We start from the raw sequence: 21,334 nt of genomic DNA on the forward strand, positions 1-21,334 counted from the left end.
TCTTTTATTACAGACTACCAATGACCATGAACTGCAATGATTCTGAAGTACCACTTACATTATCATCTCTATTGTAGATGAAGGATGTGGTGTTGTAAAAACCTATTCGACCGGATGAATCATCAACAGTTATTACCTGAGCATCAATATGATATACGGCTGACATGGTAGGCCAGGAACTTGGGTAAGTAACAAGTTGGTTTCCATCGGTTGTGGAATTGACGCGCCCCCAGGCAATGACCATGTTTCCGATGACCTGATAGCCGGTGTTGCCCATGCTCTGATACATGGCCAAACCCCAACTTGCATTTCCACTACCGTCAGACTGAAGTACCTTATTGGCGCCCTGTGTGCCATCCACCAGTTGAAAGTCTCCTTCAACATCCAGAGTCGCACTTGGACTCACAGTTCCAACTCCTATATTCCCATCCACCACAAGGTTATTGTTTCCTGGATCAGACGTGCCACCAACGTGAAGGCTGTTCAGATCCATGTCCAACCATTTCATGTTGGCGGTAGAAACGAGAGCTCCCCAGCCATCTTGGTTCTTGATGGCAAGACCGCCACCATTTCCGTTGAAATGACCGTCTCCGGCCTCGCCCGTATTGTAGTAGTTCTCATCAAAGAAAAGAACACCGTTGGCATCAGTGGTGTTGGATATTTCGGAGTTGGTCAACTGAATACCTCCAGTATTTGTAAGGTGAAGCGGTTCGCCTGATGAAACACCACCGATGCCTACATGTTTGGAGTTGTCAATGACCATGGCCTCAACACCACCAGCGTCAAATCGGATATAGTCCTCATCTGTGCTTTCTTCCACTTGGATCTTAGTATCACCATCGGCATCCACCAGTTCGTTTATTCCGGTTATCGAGGCTGGTGCTGTCCAGACCATGGTCCCGTTCGCATCCGAAACAGGGATATATCCCGCACTCTGGTTGCCATCCACCATTCTGATGGATCCTATCACATGCAGTTCATCTTGGGGCGAAGAGGCACCGATACCTACATTTCCGTTGGCGGCTATGCGCATTCGTTCTGTCGCGGATGCACTACTCGTCTGATTGTTTTTGGTCATGAACAGGATATTTCCGCTCTTGTTGCTGTTTCCTTGATTTCCAGAAGCTGTAGCACGTATAACGGCTGCCGCATCCACACTTGATGGTGCGGTGTCATCGTTATTGTCAAAAAGCAGTTCGCCCATCACTTCACCATCGTTCGTGTTGTTGTCATTTCTGGTGAAAAGCATCTGTGGTCCTGTGGCCGATTCAATATTCAGTTGGCGGTCTGGAGTGGCTGTTCCAATTCCGATATTTCCTGTATTGCTGTTGTACATATCGTTTCCGTTCACGGTCCAATCGCCATCGTCTGCTGTAGTTATTGTTGTGGGGTCGGTCCAGACCACGTTGCCCAAACCATCTGTGGTCATCAGATAACCGCTGCTCCCATCCACAGTAGGTAGGCTATAGGCATTATTAATATTCAGTATTCCATTTATTCGGAGAAGATCATTGTCAAACTCACCATATATAAGAGGCGAAGTTGAGTTGGTGTTCTCTATGTATAGTTTATTGTCACCAGTTTCTTGCCATCCGGCAGAATAACCTAAAAAAACGTTGTTGCTTCCGGTACTTCCATAGCCTGCGGAATAGCCCAGATATGTGTTGTTTGACCCCGAGATGTTGTTCCGTCCCGACCAATTTCCAATGCTTACATTGTATTGGCCGGTTGTATTATTTTCCAAGCTATTGTATCCCATGGCAATATTGCCGTTGCCAGTGGTGTTGCTGTTAAGAGTGTTTCTGCCAACGGCAGTGTTGAATATTCCTGTGGTATTTGTGTGCAAGGCATCTTTACCAAAGGCGGAGTTGGAATGTGCTGTGGTATTCGAGCTCAGAGCGCCATCTCCAACTGCCGAATTGCTATCTCCAGTTGTATTGCTTGTCAAAGCATTGCCAATGGCCGTATTGTAATTTCCGTTGGTATTGGCCCCTAAAGTTCCTTTGCCTATGGCAGTATTGTTGCGTCCAGACGTGTTCGAAGCCAATGCCTGATACCCGAAGGCTGCGTTGTTTATCCCCGTATTCACGTTCAGTGCCTGATATCCGAATGAAGTACTGAAAGGGGTTCCAAGATCCAAGTATCCAGCCTTTTCTCCATTTACTCTGATCATAAGTGGCTGCGCGTCCGTTGTCCCGATGAAATTGGAGGATGGTGTGGTTGCCGAGTTTCCTGTCAAACTCCATCCTTGGTTTGAAACAATGGTGCTTGGGTCGGTCCATGTCATGGTTCCGTTGGCATCTGAAACCGGGATATACCCCACAGCTTGGTTCCCATCCACCATTCTTATAGAGCCTGCCACATGAAGTCGGTCTCCAGGGGTATTGGTTCCTAACCCAACGTATCCCGTGTTTCCAACGCCTACAACGGTCATCACCTCTGTTTGCGCGTTGGTCTGATCCTCAAATATGAAATGCAGATCGTTCGTTGTGGCTCCATAATCCTTATAAATGATGCTTGAACCCGTGGTGCCAAGATCTACGCTGAAGCCACTTTGTATTCCATTATTGTCCAATTGAAGTTTATGCTGAGGAGCAGTAGTTCCCATTCCCACATTCCCATCGCTAAGCAGTACCATGTCCGGTGCTTCTGATGCGGTGGACTGCGCATGGAACTGAAGCGCATTGGAACTCACTCCCAATCCGTAGAAGTCAGTTCCCGCTGCATTGTTGTAAATGGCCAGCTTCTTACCGGCCACATCAGTTATCGAACTTCCTAAACCTGAACCCAAACTCAGCAGGTTCGTTGGAGTTGTTGTGCCGATGCCCACATTGCCACTTACTGCGGAGTATTGATCGTTTCCGCTTATGGTCCAATCTCCGTCATCAGCGGTTGAAATAGTTGTAGGATCGGTCCAGGTCATGGTTCCGTTGGCATCGGAAACAGGAATGTAACCGGCAGCAGCACCTGTTTCCATCTGGATATGTCCTGCTACATCCAATTTCGTATCCGGTGTCTCATCGCCAATGCCCACATTTCCGTTCACATCGATATTGAAGCGCTGGGAAGCGGTTGAGTTTTGATAGATGGCAAAGTCTTTTAGACCCGTACCTGTTCTGTCCTGTAAAATACCCCAATCGTCTATCCGTACTGTTGCTCTTTCACTGGTTGGATGTGTAGAAGGGGTGATGACCAATGATGACGGATACTGGTTGCTTCCTGTTTCAATGGTAACGGTCGGTCCGCTTGCGCTGGTTGGAATAACATGGAGGGCGGTGGAGGGCGAAGTGGTGCCAATACCCACGTTACCATCCGGTTGAATGGTCACTCGGTCGTAGGTGTTCGAGTTATCGTTGAATGCGAAATGCAATCCTCCAGCGGGCGCGGCATTGAACCGCATGAACCAACCGTAATTGTAGGTTGGCTCGGCCAAACGGATTCCAGCATAACCGGAATTGACCGATGCCGCATCAACTCGAATATAATTGTCAGAACCGTCTTTTCTGAGATGAAGCAATTCTGAGGGTGTGGTAGCACCGATTCCCACATTGCCCGATACGGCCGAATATTGGTCGTTTCCGTTAATGGTCCAATCTCCATCATCAGCGGTTGATATGGTTGTGGGGTCGGTCCACGAAACGACTCCCGAACCATTGGTGGTCATCAAATAGCCGCCAGCTCCATCAGCGTTTGGAAGGTCGTATGCATCATTGATATTGAGCGTTCCATTCTTGTAAACGGTAAGTGCATTGCTTCTATTGGCTGAATTGATGCCATTTCCGACCACAAAACTCCGGTCATTTGCATTGTATCCGTTGGTACTTGTTGGAACGTATTCGGTAGCATTTGCTCCCACAACAAATTCACTATAGGAAAAAGCCGTGTTATTCTGTCCGAATGCAGCACCATTGTTTGCAGAAACGCTATTGCTGTTTCCCGCTCCAATAAAGCCACCTCTCGAAGTAACGGAATTGGAAATTCCACCACCGATGAACGCCTCATCAGCCGAAATGGTATTACTCTCACCACCGGCAATGGCAGATTGGCTTCCAGATAGGGTGTCTCTGTATCCCCAAACAAAGGATTGAGAATTATTGCCCTGAGCCATATGGCTGAATTGACCACCGACCATCGACTTCTGACCACCCACCGAATTATTCTGGCCAAACGCGGCTGAGTAAACATTTGAAACCGTGTTGCCAGAACCGGCAACGATGCTTCTACCGCTTGTTACCGAGTTTCCTTGACCAAAAGCTGCTGAGTAGGGTGCAGAAACATCATTGGTAGCACCGCCACCAATAAAACTGTGGTCGCCAGAAATAGTGTTGATTTCTCCTCCGGCAATTACGCTGTATGAGGCTCCAGTTGTGACCGTGTCTTTCATTCCACCTATTACGGCTGAACTGGATGACCCGACAAATGCTTTGTCGCCACCACCTATAAAGGCTGCTCCTGCACTGGCCGTACTCTCTCTGCCAAATACTGCGGAGTAGGCGCCTCCTGAGGTGATCGTGTTCTGATAACCTGCCGCAAATCCGTTATTACCAGCAACTGAATTCTGATAACCGGCACCGATTGCGGCATTGCTTCCGGTAACCGTTTGCCCATCAAAACCTACAATGGATGAACCGACCACTTGGAACTTTGCATCAGGGGTTGATGTTCCAACACCCACGTTGCCTGAAACGGCTGAATATTCATCATTACCGCTGACCGTCCAATCACCATCATCGATCAACGAGTTTGGATCTGTCCAGGAAACCGAACCGGTGCCGTCCGTGGCCAAAACATAGCCATTGGTACCATCTACAGTTGGAAAACTATAAGTGTTGTTCACATTAAGCGTTCCATTCACTCGCAGCAGAGCATTGTCAAACTCGCCATAGATCAGCGGACTGTTGGTATTGGAGTTTGCGATATAGAGCTTATTGGAACCGGATGAGTTCCGTCCAGCGGCATTGCCCAAAAAGACACTGTTGCTGCCTGTATTGGCATTTCCAGCCTCGACACCTATCGCCACATTCTGATCTCCATTGTTTTGGTACAAAGCATAGGAACCGATGGCGATATTTTGGGATCCAGATGTGTTGTTCCACATCACATCCCTTCCGAAAGCGATGTTGTGGTCGCCAGAAACCATATAATTCATGGTTCTTGAACCCATGCCCACATTATAGTTTCCCGTTGTTAGGTTGAGCAGCGGACGGTCACCAATGGCCGTGTTGTATTGTCCATTCACCAAACTTCGCAGTACACCTGTTCCAAAGGCTGTGTTTCGTTGACCGGTCCCCGTCAATTCACCAGCGTCATCTCCATAGAAAACGTTCCAATTGGTGTTGGTTATGCGAACCCGTCCCGCTTCCATTCGGAAATACTCGGTACCGGCCACGTCAAACCTGATCAGGTCTTCATCAGGGCTTTCTTCAACCTGTACCTTGGTGTCCTGATCGGCATCTTCGAGCAGGTTTGAAGAACCGCTTCCGAAAATGACCCATTGCGTGCCATCCCAACCCTCGAAGTTGGTACCGTTCCAACGGATGGTTCCAGCACCGCCCTGAGGCGCGCCTGTTGTATTGTTGTAGTCAGTGCCGACCTTGATGGCCCCGTTCACGTCAAGCATTTCCAACGGATTCGGTACTTCAATGCCCACACCGTTCTGAGCGTGTACCATTTGAAGGGATGAGGCCAGCAAAAGGATAAAACTGATAACCAGAATTTGAATGAGAGTTGACTTTTTCATGATGGATGGTTTGATGTTCCCAAAGGTCGATTGCGCTATTGCTGTTGCCATTACAGTTTTACATTTCTGTTTTACACTATTCTGAATTGGTCGTGTTCAAAAGGTCATTGTTCGGCACTTTTTGAACTTGATTTCAAAGTTCTGCCCCAAGCCAACGCTTACCCAAACAACTTTTTACATTTCGGGGTGGTTTAAAACGATTTTTTAACGATTGAATCGGTCTTTTTTGAACTTGGATAACCTTTCGTTTCCTTGGAATTAAGGGTGTTTCAAACAATTGATTTTGTTTGGTTGAATACGAGTTTGAAAGCTTGTGGCATCTACATTTGGGTATGCGAATAAAGTTGGCAGAAGAGGTTTTCGGACTGATAAAGGGGCTTTCGAGAACCGAAAAGGCCTACATCAAAAAGCGTGGTTTCGGCAAAACTGAAAGTAAGCTTGCCATTGGTTTCGACATCATCAACAGCTTTGACGATTTTGATGAGACCGCCATTACAGATAAGCTTCAGAATCAGAAGGTTAACCCGAAGGAGATCTACAAACGGCTTCTTCCCGTCATTTTGAGTTCGTTGAGACAATATCATGCTGGGAGCACGCCTGAGATTGAACTGAATGAGATAATCGTTGCGGCCAGATTGCTTATCAGGCGGAAGCAAAGAACCCTCGGTCTCAGAGAAATTGAACGCGGTATTGAAATAGCTCGGTCGAACGAACACTATCCGAGTTTGGTAGAGCTGAATGGTCTGAAGCAAATGGCGCTTCGCATAAGCCATCAGCCAACATCCGAGGATGATGCGGACAATTACTCCATTTCTTTGGATGCCGTGAAGAATCTCGAAAGAAGTATTCATCTGGATTATCTCTACCGAAGGATTTCCGGCATTTTACAGGAAGGCTTCGTTACAAAGAAAGTTAGGAATGAACTGGTTCAGGAGATTCTTGAGCATCCTGCTCTTCAGGAGGCAACGAAGAACTCCTATCGTACTTACGTACTTCGTTTGCGCATACAGGCGGCATGCTATTACTTCTCAGGCCAATGGGAGGAAGCAATTCGGACAGGGATCACGCAACTGGAAGGAATGCCTGCCTTCGAAGATGGGTCTGAGAGTAACATTCGAAACAGAATGGTCATGCTTATGGATCTGGCCAATCTCTACCAGCTCATTTATGATCACGACAACTATTTGAAGACCAGAGAGGAGTTTGAAGCTGGCATGGTTTACAATTCGGCATTCTTCGATCTGACAGCCGCAAAAGTGAAAATGGGTCGTTCTTTGGCTGATATGAACAATGCTTTACTAAGCGGTCATCTTAACGAAGCGGTCATGGTCGGGGAGGGGTTGCTGGCGAGCACAGAACCACAACTTCTGGTAACGGTGATCAAGAAAAGAATCATGTCTGCCATCGCCTTGGCTTACTTTTATAAGGAAGAGTATTCCAAGGCCATCCATTACATCAATACCGAATATTCTATTTCCGATTCGAATGCGCTGAACGATTGCGTCCGTTGGATCGAGTTGCTATGCTGGTTCCATTTAAACGATCAGTCGATGTTCGAATCGAGGTGGCTGTCTTGGAGTCGTCAATTGAAGAAGCTGGATTCGGGATATGAGTGGGAGGAATTGGTTATGAAAACGTTGAAGCAGGCTTACGGAAAACCGAAACATGAACTGATGTCGATAATGACGGAGCTGAACCAAAAACTGAAGCAGATGGAATTGGAATTGCGGACTGCCCTGATGGGAGAGTTCGATTTTTTGGTTTGGACTGAAAGTCTATCGCTTGGAAGACCGATGATCCTTCTAATAAAGGACATGTATCGAAACCATCGGCCTTCTTTACTGTAAGGCTAAGATCGGTTGTTTTTCCGCTTGATGAATGAAATGAATGGTGCGGAAAAACTTGTAATACATCTGACGCATGAACTCATCTCTGTTCACACCGCCAGCTCGGTGTGCTTTTGCGTGTCCGAACCAAACCGCGTGGATGGTGACGAAGAACAACAGGCAGTACCAAGTGACGGCAAATGCCTTGGCATAGAAAGGCCTGTCTTTGAAAATGGTGTACAAACGTTCGTTCTGGAATTTAATGTGGTGTGCTTCATCGATAAGAATGTCCTTGCAGATGCTTTGCAGTAGTTTGCATTCAGTGGCGTCATGCAATGCCTGATAGAACACTTGGGCTGCACTTTCCACAATAATTACGGTGATTGTCCAAAGTTCCATGCTCGTGTTGAAGTAGCGGATTCTTCGGAAGAGCCAATCGCCCCAGTCGCGCTGCGTCCTTTTCTCGCCAATAGAATCGATATATCTACCGAGGTTTGCCCCGTGTTTCTGTTCTTCTTTAATGAAGAACCGTATCGCTTCCACGTACTCGGGGTCGTCCGTACGCTCAGCGTATTTGGCGGCAGCTGCTAATAGATGGCGGCCATCGCTGGTTTCGCCCAACTGCCATGCTTTAAGTGAGTATAGTATCTGTGCTTTTTCTTGGTCCGTTATGGTAGGCTGCTGCGTCCAATCCACGCGCTTTATCCTGAGATTTTCCTTGAAATGCTCTTTCCAATAAGTTGACGATTTGATCATGGTTCTGAAGTTTGGTTTTTCCCTTAACCACGCTTGTAGGGACTTAGTATGGCATTGGCATTCTTTAACATTCGGTTGTGTTTTTCTCTGTAGTGATCCTCTTGCACCGATTGCCGAAAAAACTGATCTTGCCCTCATGCATAAGATTCATTTAGTAATTGCTCTGATAGTGGTTTTTGCTCAAGTGCAGCGCGCTTTCGCGCAGAATGCTGAAGCATATCATCAAGCGGGAGCGGCCAAGGCAAGTATGGGAGACAGAGAAGGGGCTTTGGCAGATTTCGGAACAGCCATTGAGATGAATTCGGAGTTCAAAGAAGCCTATGTTGACCGTGCGGTGGTGCGTCAACAGCTGCGTGATGCAGAAGGGGCGTTGGCTGACCTGAACCAGGCCATTTCCATCGATTCAACATTCGGTATTGCTTATGCCAACCGAGGTGTGATCTTGGAGAAAACGGGCGATCATCAGGCTGCGCTGAATGACCTGAACCGTGCATTGCAACTCAACCCCGCAGATGCAACGGCTGTCTTGAACAGGGGTTTGGTGCGTAGTCGCACGCAAGACCTCAAAGGTGCCATGGAAGATTATGATTTTGCTTTGCGGCTCAGTCCAGATTATGCCAGAGGCTATTATCTGCGCGGACTTCTAAAAGCCAACAATAATGATCTGGATGGTGCGATAGCCGATCTTTCGGCTGCTATCAGTTTCGAACCGAAAAGTGCCTTGGCCTATTGCGATCGGGCTGTGGCCTACGAACAGAAAGGTGAGTTGGAAAAGGCCATTTCTGATTTCGATATGTCACTGAAATTGGAGCCTTCGAACCCACGCACGTTCCGCAATCGCGGAATTGCATTGGAAAAAGCGGGTAGAGTAAAGGATGCCATCGAAGATTACAGCAAGGCCATTTCGTTGGATGCTAACTATGCCACGGCCTATTTCGATAAAGGTGTGGCACTCTACAGAGAGAAAGATCATGAGGCTGCCTGCGAGAACATCAAGAAGGCCGCTGAACTTGGATACGAACAGGCCAAACTGCTTTTGGATGGCCTTTGCAAATGATAACAGTTCGGGTTTGCTTCTTGAACCTACGAGGACTAAGTTTGCAGCCGCTTTCATGGTCGAATGATCGACATCACACAAAATCAGAAGCATGACGACAGAAAAGGAGCGGTTGGGTTACGCATTAGGGCTTAGCATTGCCAAAAATCTACAGGAACAAGGGTTTGAAGGGTTCGATTACGGAGCTTTCACCAATGCTTTGGAAGACCACTATGGTAAGAATGAGCTGAAACTTTCCGTGCCTGAAGTGAATGAAACATTGCAGTCGGCCATGGCAAAAATACAGGCCGAAAAACATGGTCCGGTATTAGAAGAAGGCAAGAAGTTTTTGGAGGAGAACGCGAAGCGCGATGATGTAACGGTGACTCCAAGCGGTCTTCAGTACCGCGTGATCAATTCTGGTTCGGGAGCTTCTCCAAAACCTACCGATCAAGTGACCACGCATTACCATGGCAGTTTGATCGATGGAAAAGTGTTCGATAGCTCAGTAAATAGAGGAACACCAGCAACGTTTCCTGTGAATGGCGTCATTCAGGGCTGGCAGGAAGCTTTGCCTATGATGAAAGAAGGCGACAAGTGGGAATTGTTCATTCCTTACGATCTTGCTTATGGCGAAAACGGAGCAGGAGGAAGTATTCCACCGTTTGCCACATTGATTTTTGAAGTAGAACTCATCAAAGTACACTAAATATGAAAAAGCTGATGCTGATTGCCGCTACTGGCGCGCTGTTCTCTGCCTGCAATACGGGTGTTGGACACAAAAAAGTTGAACTGAAGGATTTCAAGGATTCTGCGAGCTATGCCGTGGGAACTTCCATCGGTCTGAACCTGAACCGTGATTTCGAATCTCAGGGAGTCGATAGTACCTACAATCGTGAATTGATGATCGCGGCTCTGTCGGAAGCGTTGACGAGTGGTGAGACCATGCTCTCGGAAGATGACGCACGTGAGGTTGTGGATCGTTTCTTTCAGAAGATGAATGATGAAAAAGCGGAGAAGAACCTTGCTGCAGGTGAAGAGTTCCTTGTCAATAATGCAGGGAAACCTGGCGTTGTGACCACCGACAGCGGACTTCAATATATCGTTCTGAAAGAGGGTTCTGGCGATTCGCCAACACTTGCCGATCAGGTAATGGTGCATTACACAGGTAAGTTGCTGAACGGTGAGGTATTCGATAGTTCGATCGAAAGAAATCAGCCTGTGACGTTCTACGTTCGCAGCGTTATTCCTGGTTGGACCGAAGCACTTCAGTTGATGAAGCCAGGAGCAGAATACAAGCTGTTCATTCCTTCAGATCTCGCTTACGGTGAGAACGGAAACCCACGTGGTGGCATCGGACCGAACGAAGTGTTGGTATTCGATGTGAAACTGATCGAAGTGATCAAGGAGTAAGACTCCGTTTCCATACACGATTTTCAATTAGCAGGGCCCCATTGAGGGCCTTGCTTGCATATTGGAGGTGGAAAAACTTCCGATCGGCCAGTTTCTGCGCCACAGAATTCTCGAATGCCGTGATCATCCCTGCATGGAAGAAGAAGAAGTTTCTGTCTTCAAGAGGAGTAAAAGAATCTTGCTTGTTCGGTTCGAAGGCCAGACCGAGTTTCATGGCGGCATTCTCCAGCAGAATCCGCTTCATTCCGTTCGAATCATTCAAGAACTCTTGAATGTCCGTTTTCAGTTTTGGTTCAATTTGCTTTCTGTAAGATTCGGGAAGCAATGGAATCAATCGCGCCACATGATAAAGGATCAACTCGGTGGTTGGATAGTTCGGAGCAGAGTAGAAGGGAAGTGACCGATGTTCATCATTCATGATCACTTCAGTTATGAATTGCAACGTGTAGCGGTCGTATTCGTTCAGTTCATCCTCCTTGAAATGTTTCAGAATCACTCGTATCAGGTTGCTCAGCACACAGATGTCGAATTCGATGTACATCTGCTTGCCAAAGAAGGTCGAATAGCATTTCAGGTCGCGGTACTTTGGCAATGGATTGAACGCCCGTTTGTATGCCAAATTCGCGTGGGATTTCAATTTTTCGCGAAGCTGAGCCACGCGTTCCTTCGATGCGTTTTCGGTGAGAAATACCAAAGCAGTGTCATCCACATCATCTGGAATCTGAAAATGCTTGAAACGATGCATGAACATTCCGTTCGGGAAATGTCGGCTCGGTCTGGTCTGCCAGAAATTATAGGTGTCCAGTCCGTCCTTGTTCTTGAAAAGCGAGTAGGCCGAAATTCCGTTTTGGATGATGTCATCAGCAATTGTACGTTCAGCAGCCGAAAGTCGGTTTTGAAGTTGTTGAAGAATATGAACGACCGAAGCAGTGAAGAAAAGGTTGTCATCCTCTCTGCTGTAAGGAAGAAATGGGTGGAATCGCTGCGATGGAAAAATGCCTCTCGGATAAACGGAATCTCCTTTCGACTGAAGTTCTTGCAGCATCAGCAGCAATCCTTCCACAGAATCCGAATTCACCGATTTTTCCGACAACGACATCGGATGCAAGGTAATGCTAACGGCAATTAGCCAATAGCTGAAGGCAATCTATTTGATGTATCGGAAGTCGTGTCCTTCTTTGAGTTGAATCAACATCTCGTAGATCAACTTGATCACATTGTCTATGTCATCCTTGTGAGCAGATTCCACGGTGGTGTGCATGTACTTCAAAGGAAGTGAGATGAGTGCCGAGGCAACACCTTCACCCGAATAGGCAAATGCATCGGTATCTGTTCCCGTGGCACGCGTGGCCGATGCACGTTGGAATGGGACCTTTTTCTTCTCGGCCACATCCACGATCATGTCCAAAAGGTTGTTCTGTACCGCAGGTCCGTAGGTCAGCACGGGGCCTTTCCCAGAGGTAAGATCGCCCTGTAATTTCTTCTCGTACATTGGAGTTTGCGTATCGTGGCAAACATCCGTGATAATGGCCACGTCAGGTTTGATCCTACGCGAAATCATTTCTGCGCCTCTGAGCCCGATCTCTTCCTGAACCGAGTTCACGATGTACAATCCGAACGGAAGTTTCTTCTTTTTCTCTTTGATCAATCGCGCCACTTCAGCGATCATGAAACCACCGATGCGGTTATCCAATGCGCGACCCACCACATAGCGGTTGTTCAGTTCCATCATCTCATCTACAAATGTGACGACCGAACCAACATGAATCCCTTTTTCCTCAACTTCTTCCTTGCTGTTGCAACCTGTGTCGATAAACAGATTGGTAAGGCTTGGCGCTTCTTCTTTCTGAGCGTTTCTCACGTGGATGGCAGGCCATCCGAAAACGCCTTTCACAATTCCCTTTTTGGTGTGGATGTTCACCCGCATGGAAGGAGCAATTTGGTGATCGGAACCACCATTGCGTCTCACATAGATCAAACCTTCCTTCGTGATGTAATTCACGAACCATGCGATCTCATCGGCATGCGCCTCGATAACTACTTTGTACTTGGCTTCTGGATTGATGACACCGACCGCAGAACCGTACACATCGGTGAAGTAGGTGTCGATGTAAGGTTTCAGGTAATCCAGCCAGAGTTGCTGCCCCGAAGACTCGAAACCCGTTGGTGATGCATTATTAATATAGGTTCTGAGGAATTCGAGACTTTCGCTACGCATATCTGTTAGTTTGTGCTAATGGTTTTCCGCAAATATAACGTGCGGTTAACAAAATAAAAAAGCCTTCGCAGTAAAGGAGAAGGCTTTCAAGTGGTTCAACCAGCGCCTCCTTCGGTTCGTTGCTCACTCAGGATGAACTTCTCGCCCCAGAAAAATGAAAAAGCCTCTCCGAAATTGGAAAGGCTTCTGTTCTTGTGACTCGACTGGGGCTTCCTTCGGTTCGTTCCTCACTCAGGATGAACTTCTCGCCCCAGATAAATGAAAAAGCCTCTCCGAAATTGGAAAGGCTTCTGTTCTCGTGACTCGACTGGGGCTTCCTTCGGTTCGTTCCTCACTCAGGATGAACTTCTCGCCCCAGATAAATGAAAAAGCCTCTCCAAAAATGGAAAGGCTTCTGTTCTTGTGACTCGACTGGGGCTTCCTTCGATTCGTTCCTCACTCAGGATGAACTTCTCGCCCCAGATAAATGAAAAAGCCTCTCCGAAATTGGAAAGGCTTCTGTTCTTGTGACTCGACTGGGGCTCGAACCCAGGACCCTAACATTAAAAGTGTTATGCTCTACCAACTGAGCTATCGAGTCGTGCTTTTTTAAAGCGGTTGCAAATATATACCCTTGATCTTTGAAAACAAACCTACGTTAAGGTTTTATGATTCAACGTTTCAAACGTTTGATTTACAGTTGATTGACTTACTTTTCAACCTTAATGGAATGCCCCATTTTGTCGCGTTTGGTCTGTAGGTAGAAGCGATTGTGCTCGTTTGCATCTATTTCAATAGGCACGTTCTCAACGATTTCGAGGCCGTAACCGATCAGTCCGGTACGCTTCTTTGGGTTGTTGCTCATCAGGCGCATTTTGGTCACTCCAAGGTCGCGGAGTATCTGAGCACCAATGCCGTAATCGCGTTGATCCATTTCGAAGCCCAACGCAAGGTTGGCCTCTACGGTATCCATGCCTTTTTCTTGTAGCTCGTAAGCACGCAACTTATTCAGAAGCCCAATGCCACGGCCTTCCTGATTCATATACACGATAACACCTTTTCCTTCTTTTTCTACCATTTCCATGGCTGCATGCAACTGCGGACCGCAGTCGCAACGACATGAGCCGAAAATATCTCCCGTAACGCAAGAAGAATGCACGCGGACAAGTATTGGTTCATCATCATCCCACGTTCCTTTTACCAAGGCGAGATGCGTTTGGTCGTTCGTGGTCTGCTTGTAGGCCATCATTTTGAAATCGCCCCACTCTGTAGGCATGTTCACATGGATCTGGCGCTCGATGAGTGATTCGTTCTTGACGCGGTACTCGATCAGATCCTTGATGGAAATGAGTTTCAGGTTGAACTTTTTGGCAATCTCCACCAATTGGGGAAGTCGCGCCATGGTGCCATCCTCGTTCATGATCTCCACGATCACGCCCGCAGCTTCAAAGCCAGCCAAACGCGCCAGATCGATGGCGGCTTCGGTGTGTCCAGCTCTGCGCAACACGCCACCTTTTCTCGCTTTCAGCGGGAAGATGTGACCTGGTTTACCAAGCTCTTCTGCACGTGTATTTGGGTCGATGAGTGCTTTGACCGTTTTGGCGCGGTCGCTGGCCGAAATACCTGTTGTGCAGCCGTGGCCAATAAGGTCAACGGAAACGGTGAATGGTGTTTCGTAGGCTGCGTTATTGTTCTTCACCATCAGTTCGAGGCCAAGCTCATCGCAACGTTCTTCCACCAATGGCGCGCAGATAAGTCCGCGTCCGTGGGTGGCCATGAAATTGATCATTTCGGGAGTGACGGAACGGGCGGCAGCCACAAAATCCCCTTCATTCTCACGATCGGCATCGTCAACAACAATAACGATCTTCCCGTCTTTTATCTCTTGAATGGCAGCTTCAATGCTGTCCAGTTGAAAGTCTTCCTCAGTCATGTTTGAAATTGGGCCGCAAAGGTACTCAATCCAAACGCCAAACCGTGCTAACTGTTCATCATTCGGTGGCTTTCGCCTCCTTGGCTTTGCCCTTTCCGAAATAATAGTTCAGTCCGAACCGAAGCGAAGTGAGGCCAAAGTTGAGTCGGAAGTTGGAGTTAACCCCATTGTTACTGGAGTTCCGTTCATCCTTGGTCATGATGTAATCGTAGCTGACCTGTCCAAAACTTGTTTCCAGCCCAAACTTCGGAGAGATGAAATAAACGACACCTGGGGTGATCACTACGGAAATATCATGACTGCGGCTATTTGTTTTAGTTGTAACAGAATTGTATCCCGTGATGCTTTTTGAATTCTGCCCATAAGAGTAGCCAACATTTCCTGTTACAATCAAGGCAAATTTATCCCCAAAAAACTTGTAATAACGGCCGAATGCTGCTATACCGTAAACATTCGAGAGTTGCTTTTGCTTGTAAGTGGGAGGAGCAAACGTATTACTTTCATATTTACTGGAATTGTAGCTGTAATTAAGCATAGCTCCAACTGCAAAAGATCGGGAGACGAATACGCCATAATTGGGGGTGATGGAAAACCCGATGCTACTCGTTTTCGTGGAATCTATCGTGGAATTGGAAAGAGAAGTTATGCTCAAATTCCCTCCAACAAACATTCTTCCCTTGTAGGTGGTCTGCGCTTGCGTTTCAAGAAATCCGAACAGGATGATGGTGCAAGCAATAATGATGGCTTTTGCTTTCATGACATTTCGTTTTACACGAAGTAAAACAAAATGCACCGGAAATTTGGCAACTTACAATCGTAATTGCTACAATTGTCAATTAGCCAACGGAAAATACCTTATTTGAACTCGATCAGTTGTTCAGGTAAAGCTGCCCGTTGCTGACAATTCCCACAGGAAGTCCCGTGAGTTGCTGTCCGATAAGCGGTGAATTCTTTGAGTTGCTTTTGATGTCCTTCTTCTCGTAAACCCATGTGAGCGTAGGAGTGAAGATGGTCAGTTCTACTTCCGAGCCTTCTTTGATGGTTGGCGTTTCCAGATTCAGAACATTTCGCGGACCACTCGTGAACTTGGCGATGATGTCTTCCAATTTCATGTGCTTGGAAAGTGCTTCCAACGCAACCGAGAAGGCGGTTTCGAGTGCAATGATGCCAGGTTCGGCAATGCTGAACTCAGAGAATTTCGCTTCAATCTCATGCGGTTGGTGGTCGGAGATGATGGCATCGATGGTGCCGTCTGTCAAACCTTCTTTCAGCGCATCAATATGTTCGCTGTCCCTAAAAGGTGGAATTACCTTGAAGTTCGGTTCAAAATCTGCGATAGAGTCGTCCTTGATGGAAAGGTGATGCGCGGGAACGCTTGCTGTTACCTTCAATCCTTTTGCCTTGGCCTGCCGAATCAGTTCCACTGAACCTTTGGTGGTAATGTGCGAGAAGTGAACGGGAACATCTGCGTATTCGGCCAAATAGATGTCGCGCGCAACGGCAATTTCCTCCGCCAAGGCGGGAATTCCTTTCATTCCGATGCTTGTGTTCACCAAACCTTCGTGCATCTGGCCGCCAGCTGCCATTTTCCCATCCTGACAGAAACTGTAGATGGGCATATTCAGGTTCTTGCTGTAGAGGTAGGCGAGATGCTGCACTTTCGTATTGGAAACGGTGTGCTTTCCGTTGCTGATGCCAACCGCTCCTGAAGTTTGCATGTCAAACATTTCAGCGAGGTCTTCACCAAGCAGACCTTTGGTCATTCCCGCAAGCGGAAGTGCGTGTACGGCATGGCCTTCTGCCTTTTTCAGAATGTAGCGGATGGCTGATTTGTCATCTACCGCAGGTTCCGCCTCTGGCGAGATGGCCACGCGGGTAAAACCACCTTGCGCAGCCGCGTTCAGACCAGATTCGATGTCTTCCTTGTACTCTCTGCCTGGATCACCGAATGTGGCGAACAGATCCACCCAACCTGTGGAAATGTGCAGGTCGTCTCCTTCGATCACTTCGTCAATTCCATACGAGTCAATGTCTTTCCCGATCTGGGTGATGACTCCATCTGTGATGAGCACACCCGCCACCTTTCCATTGTGCTCGGATGTCGGGTCGATGATCTTGGCTTCGCGAATCAGTATCTGCATGGTCAAAGTATTCGTATCAGTATGGTTTCGGCCAGTAATGCCAGCAATGCGAGGATGAGGAAAAGCCTCCAAAGCTGCTTGCCGTCATGTAATTCCTTCACTTGGTTGGCAATGTTCTCGGTGGTTCCATCCACAATTTGTAGGTTGGAAATGCCAAGTTCGGATGCCTTCTGTGCCAGTTCTTCGGTGGAGAGGAAATGCATGTCGCTTTCACTTCGGTCGTAGTTGAAACTTACAGGTTGCAACGTATCTCCAGCTCCCGTTTTCAGAACGAACTGTCCGTCATTACGAACCTGATCATGCACAAAGATGCCATTGCCTTCCGTTCGTGCCACGCGCTCGGGGACAAATGATTCGTTGGTTCCGCTTCGCGTTACTTCCAATATCTCTGCATCGGTCAGTTTGGAATGAACAGGAATGAAGCGGTCGGAACCGATGGTTTCGGCACTCATGCCGTTGTTCACGCTATTCAACGCCATGTTGTACAGTGCAGGCACGAACAAAGCATGGCGATGGAAGTTCGTCCAGCTGTCTTTGATGGCCGTGGTAAGCACGTAGCTGCGACCTTTCCCGCTTTGGTAACTGGTCAGAAGCGGTTGGCCGTTGGCCAAGGTCATCAACCGTTCGGAGGAACTGGTGGTTGAGGTGTTCGTTCCGTAATGCTTGCTCACCACAGGAAGGTCGATGCGGTCTTCCCATTGCGTAAAAACGTTCTTGAAGACCTCACTTTTCAGGTTCACACCTTCCACTTTCAGTTTGGCGCTGTCTGAAGCAGTCAATTGCTCAGCACCAAGCGCCAACAGCAGTTCGTTGGTAGAGCTGAGGTCGGCTTTTTCAGCAGGAATGAAAAGTAGGCTGCCGCCATCGTTCACGAATCGCATCAGTTCCTGCACCATGCCCGAAGAGAAGGAGGGGACACCGTTGCAGATAACGAGGTCGCTGCTGTTCAATGCTGAGTAATCCAGTCCCACGTTCGAAGCTTCGGTGATGTTGAAATTCGCTTCGGAATCGAACACTCGTGTAACTGCTTTGGAAGCCGATTCACCATTGATGCTCAGAATGTTTATCGTGTTCGCCAGATTGAATGACAGATAATAATGGTCATCATATGTGATCGGGTAATCTTGAATGGAAACCTCGGCAAACTGAATTCCTTGCTCCGCATTGGTGAAAGCCAGTTCAAGGTCTTCGTAGCTTTCAGGTGCAATGGTTGCTGTTCCAACGGCTCTTTGCACGCCATTCAAATTCAGTTTCACAGATAGATTCTCAACCTCTGAATTGCCTGTGTTGCGAACCCGAACCATGAGTTTATCAGGCTGCATCGGTAGGCGAGAAGGCGAGTCGAACCAACAGCTGTCGATGAAAATATTTGATTCAACCTGTGTTTCTACTGGGATTACGTAAATACTTAATAATGAATCAGATATTGATTCTGTAGGAGTTGTGGTTTTCGACTGTAGGTCGGAGATGTAATAAAGACTTGTGGCGGTATTTGATCCCGTAGTTCCCGATGTTCGCGAAGCGACTTCATCGAACGTTCTGACAACCGGTGATGATTGCACGGCCGATACCTCGTTCTTGAATTCCTCGAAGGACAGATTGCGGAAATGGCGCGGGTCGAAATCGTTTGTCAGCAAGCGGAGTTCTGCACCGTTTGAATAGGCTGAACCTACTTCAATGGCCTTGGCTTTCGCTTCTTCCAGAAGATTACCTTCCTCGCCATCGGCACTCATGGAGAATGAATTGTCGATGTAAACAACCACCGAATTGCTTGCTGTCGGTGCCTTTGTTCCTGTGGGAATAACTGGTCGCGCAAACGCCATGACCAAGAACGTGATGGCAAGCATGCGCGAGAAGAGAATGAGCAGATTTTTGAGTTTGTTCCTACTTTTGGTCTCAATTTCAACATCCTTCAGAAAGCGGATGTCTGAGAAGTAAACCTTCTTAAACCTTCGGAAATTGAATAAATGAATAATGATGGGAACCGAAATCGCTGCGAGCGCAAAAAGGAATTCGGGATAGGCGAAATTCATTAAAGCGCAAAGGTAGTAGAAAAGCCCCCTCAATCCCCCAATGGGGGAAGCGCACGATTAAAAGTTTTCAGGTGGTTAAAATTCTCCCCTTTGGGGAGGTAGAGGGGCTTCAACTCGGATACTCCACCCGCACGTGGTAAATGTTCAACAGCTTCTTCTTGAAGATGCTGCGTACTTCGGTAATGTCGCGCAGCGTGATGTTGGCACTATCGAATTGACCTTCATTGAACTGACGGTCGATGATGGAGTCCACCAATTTGCTCACCGTTTCTGTTGTGTACTCGCCAAGGCTTCGAGAGGCGGCTTCCACGCTATCCGCCATCATCAACACGGCCATTTCCTTGGTAAAGGGTTTCGGGCCTGGATAGCTGAAGTGTGTTTTGTCCAGTTCGCCTTCTGGGAAGTTATGCAGATAGGAACGGTAGAAGTACTGCACGGTTGAAGTGCCATGGTGCGTGCGGATGAAGTCGATGAGCTGTTCGGGCAGCTTGTGTTTCTTGGCCAGTTCCACGCCTTTGATCACGTGGTTGATGATGATCTTGGCGCTTTCCTCAAACGAGAGGTCATCGTGTGGATTGACGCCAGTCACTTGATTTTCAATGAAATACATCGGAGCGTAGAGCTTGCCGATGTCGTGGTAGAGCGCACCTGTACGCACCAAAAGCGCATTTCCTCCGATCTCGTAAATGGCAGTCTCCGCCAAACTTGCCACTTGCAACGAATGTTGGAATGTTCCAGGTGCATCGGTGGCCATCTGGCGCAGAAGTTTGTGGTTAGTGTTGTTCAGTTCGAGCAGTGTAACATCCGAAATGAACCCGAACAGTTTTTCGAACAGATAGATGAGCGGATAGGCGAGGAGGGTAAGACCCACACTTCCCGCAAACCAGATGAACATGGTCACATCTATGTTCTTGATGTCGCCTTCCTGCATGATGGCAATACTGAAGTAGCTGGCACTATAGGTAACGAACACGATGAGCATGGAAATGAACAGCTGCGAACGGTTCTGCATGCTGAGCAGCGAGAATATGGCAATGATGCCTGCAATGAGTTCGAGGAACATGAATTCGAAACCGTTGGGTGCCTCGAATCCGATAATGATGAGCGTAACGATATGGGCAAAGAGTGCAATGCGGCTGTCGAAGAAACTCCGAACGATGACAGGCACCAAACAGAATGGAACCAAATAGAGGTTGATGTTCGGAATGCGTTGCGTGGTACTTGAAATGAAGACCATCAGCACGATGAGCATGAGCAAGAACGTGACCTGCCAGTTGTTCTGCATCAGGTCGCTACGGTACTGAACCAAAAACAGGTAGAACATCAGCAGCACGATGGTCACCATAATGAGCTGTCCACCTAAAAGCAAATAGAAGCTGCCCGAAGAACCGAGGCGTGTCTGATACTCTTTGCGCAGCGATTCGAGTACAAGAAAATTCTCAGCATCTACCATGTCGCCACGGCTGATGACCATCAAGCCCTTCGGGATCATACCACGGGTAGGCGAGATGGCATTCAGCTCCTCTTGTAAGACACGGTCGGTAAATTCCGCGTCATAGGTCACGTTTTGGACGAGCGCTTCGGAAAGTGCTTTTGCCAAGGCTTCTTCATCCACACCATGTTTTTTACCGAGTTCTTTTTTGATCTCTTCATAGGCACTCTGCACGGTGTAGAATTGATTGAGGCTGGCCTGTGAGGCGGTGTTGCCCTTGAGCAGATACACGACCTGTCCGTCTTTCAGGTTGTCCAGTTCATCTGCTTTGCGAAGAATGCCTTTATCATAGATGTCAGAAAGTATTTTCTGTCCCGTGAAAAGGTTCTTGTTGAACCGTTTCATCTCCCGATTTCGGGATGAATCAGGATGCAGCTCAGCAGTAAGTTTGGTCTTGAGATTCTGATAGGCTTTGTCGCGTGCCGATTCGTCCAGTTTCAGATACACCTTTGCGTTATCACGGGTCTGCTTCGTCTCGTCAGCCAGTTCACTTTTTGGTTTTTCAATGGCAAAATCGAACGGTGCCACCAGGTCTTCATGTCCCCACGGACGGCCTTTCTGGTATTCGTACTTGAACTTACCTTCCTTCGGTAGCATCAATACAATCAGCGCTCCAGCAAGAACGAAGAGCAGTATCCGCTGAATGCGTTCGTGGTTGTTCCTGATGTTTGAAAGAAAGTTGTTCATTTCCGAGCCACTAAACTACGTGAATTCTTGTGTTGAAAGCGTAAAGACGGCTTCACGTCCTGTGGTTGAGAAATCGTTAC

The 21,334-nt window shown here is 47.7% G+C and carries 13 protein-coding genes and 1 tRNA gene; 4 read left to right on the top strand and 10 right to left on the bottom strand.

What is annotated here, in order from left to right; genetic code table 11:
* Positions 1-7: 7 nt before the first annotated feature.
* Entirely contained in the window at positions 8-5,740 is a 5,733-nt protein-coding gene (locus GC178_10840) for a hypothetical protein (protein ID MBI1288058.1), read from the bottom strand.
* Between the two features lie 332 nt (positions 5,741-6,072).
* Here GC178_10840 and GC178_10845 point away from each other — a divergent pair, with 332 nt between their 5' ends.
* The gene (locus tag GC178_10845) at positions 6,073-7,587 is read left to right on the top strand and encodes a hypothetical protein (GenBank protein MBI1288059.1); all 1,515 of its coding nucleotides are present in this window, start codon (positions 6,073-6,075) and stop codon (positions 7,585-7,587) included.
* On the opposite strand, the gene GC178_10850 is transcribed toward GC178_10845, so the two are convergent.
* Positions 7,579-8,319, bottom strand: coding sequence for a ferritin-like domain-containing protein (locus GC178_10850; protein ID MBI1288060.1), 741 nt, complete (start codon positions 8,317-8,319; stop codon positions 7,579-7,581). The two genes, GC178_10845 and GC178_10850, sit on opposite strands and share 9 nt — an antisense overlap.
* A 1-nt stretch (position 8,320) precedes the next feature.
* On the opposite strand from GC178_10850, the gene GC178_10855 reads away from it, so the two are divergent.
* The 3 genes from GC178_10855 (at position 8,321) to GC178_10865 (ending at position 10,771) form a co-directional block, all read left to right on the top strand.
* A complete protein-coding gene (locus tag GC178_10855) occupies positions 8,321-9,379 on the top strand; it encodes a tetratricopeptide repeat protein (GenBank protein MBI1288061.1) in 1,059 nt (352 codons plus the stop codon).
* A 91-nt stretch (positions 9,380-9,470) separates the two neighbouring features.
* Positions 9,471-10,067 (top strand): FKBP-type peptidyl-prolyl cis-trans isomerase, encoded by a 597-nt coding sequence (locus GC178_10860; protein MBI1288062.1) that lies wholly within the window; start codon positions 9,471-9,473, stop codon positions 10,065-10,067.
* Between the two features lie 2 nt (positions 10,068-10,069).
* Positions 10,070-10,771, top strand: coding sequence for an FKBP-type peptidyl-prolyl cis-trans isomerase (locus GC178_10865; GenBank protein ID MBI1288063.1), 702 nt, complete (start codon positions 10,070-10,072; stop codon positions 10,769-10,771).
* Here the strand turns inward: GC178_10865 and GC178_10870 are convergent.
* The 8 genes from GC178_10870 to GC178_10905 form a co-directional block, all read right to left on the bottom strand.
* On the bottom strand, positions 10,761-11,870 hold the full coding sequence (locus GC178_10870) for a hypothetical protein (protein MBI1288064.1): 1,110 nt from the start codon (positions 11,868-11,870) through the stop codon (positions 10,761-10,763). The genes GC178_10865 and GC178_10870 overlap by 11 nt on opposite strands.
* A 48-nt stretch (positions 11,871-11,918) precedes the next feature.
* Positions 11,919-12,989: a M20/M25/M40 family metallo-hydrolase gene (locus GC178_10875; GenBank protein MBI1288065.1), complete on the bottom strand. Its 1,071-nt coding sequence runs from the start codon at positions 12,987-12,989 to the stop codon at positions 11,919-11,921.
* Positions 12,990-13,496: 507 nt separating this feature from the next.
* Positions 13,497-13,569 (bottom strand) — tRNA-Lys (locus tag GC178_10880).
* A gap of 108 nt (positions 13,570-13,677) precedes the next feature.
* Positions 13,678-14,901 (bottom strand): bifunctional 3,4-dihydroxy-2-butanone-4-phosphate synthase/GTP cyclohydrolase II, encoded by a 1,224-nt coding sequence (locus tag GC178_10885; GenBank protein ID MBI1288066.1) that lies wholly within the window; start codon positions 14,899-14,901, stop codon positions 13,678-13,680.
* A 58-nt stretch (positions 14,902-14,959) separates the two neighbouring features.
* Entirely contained in the window at positions 14,960-15,658 is a 699-nt protein-coding gene (locus tag GC178_10890) for an outer membrane beta-barrel protein (GenBank protein ID MBI1288067.1), read from the bottom strand.
* Between the two features lie 112 nt (positions 15,659-15,770).
* Entirely contained in the window at positions 15,771-17,042 is a 1,272-nt protein-coding gene (locus GC178_10895; GenBank protein MBI1288068.1) for an amidohydrolase family protein, read from the bottom strand.
* Between the two features lie 2 nt (positions 17,043-17,044).
* Positions 17,045-19,075, bottom strand: a complete 2,031-nt coding sequence (locus tag GC178_10900) for a hypothetical protein (protein MBI1288069.1) — start codon at positions 19,073-19,075, stop codon at positions 17,045-17,047.
* A 109-nt stretch (positions 19,076-19,184) separates the two neighbouring features.
* Positions 19,185-21,254, bottom strand: coding sequence for an HDIG domain-containing protein (locus tag GC178_10905; GenBank protein MBI1288070.1), 2,070 nt, complete (start codon positions 21,252-21,254; stop codon positions 19,185-19,187).
* Positions 21,255-21,334: the final 80 nt, after the last annotated feature.

Source organism: Flavobacteriales bacterium, assembly GCA_016124845.1.
Classification (GTDB): Bacteria; Bacteroidota; Bacteroidia; order UBA10329; family UBA10329; genus UBA10329.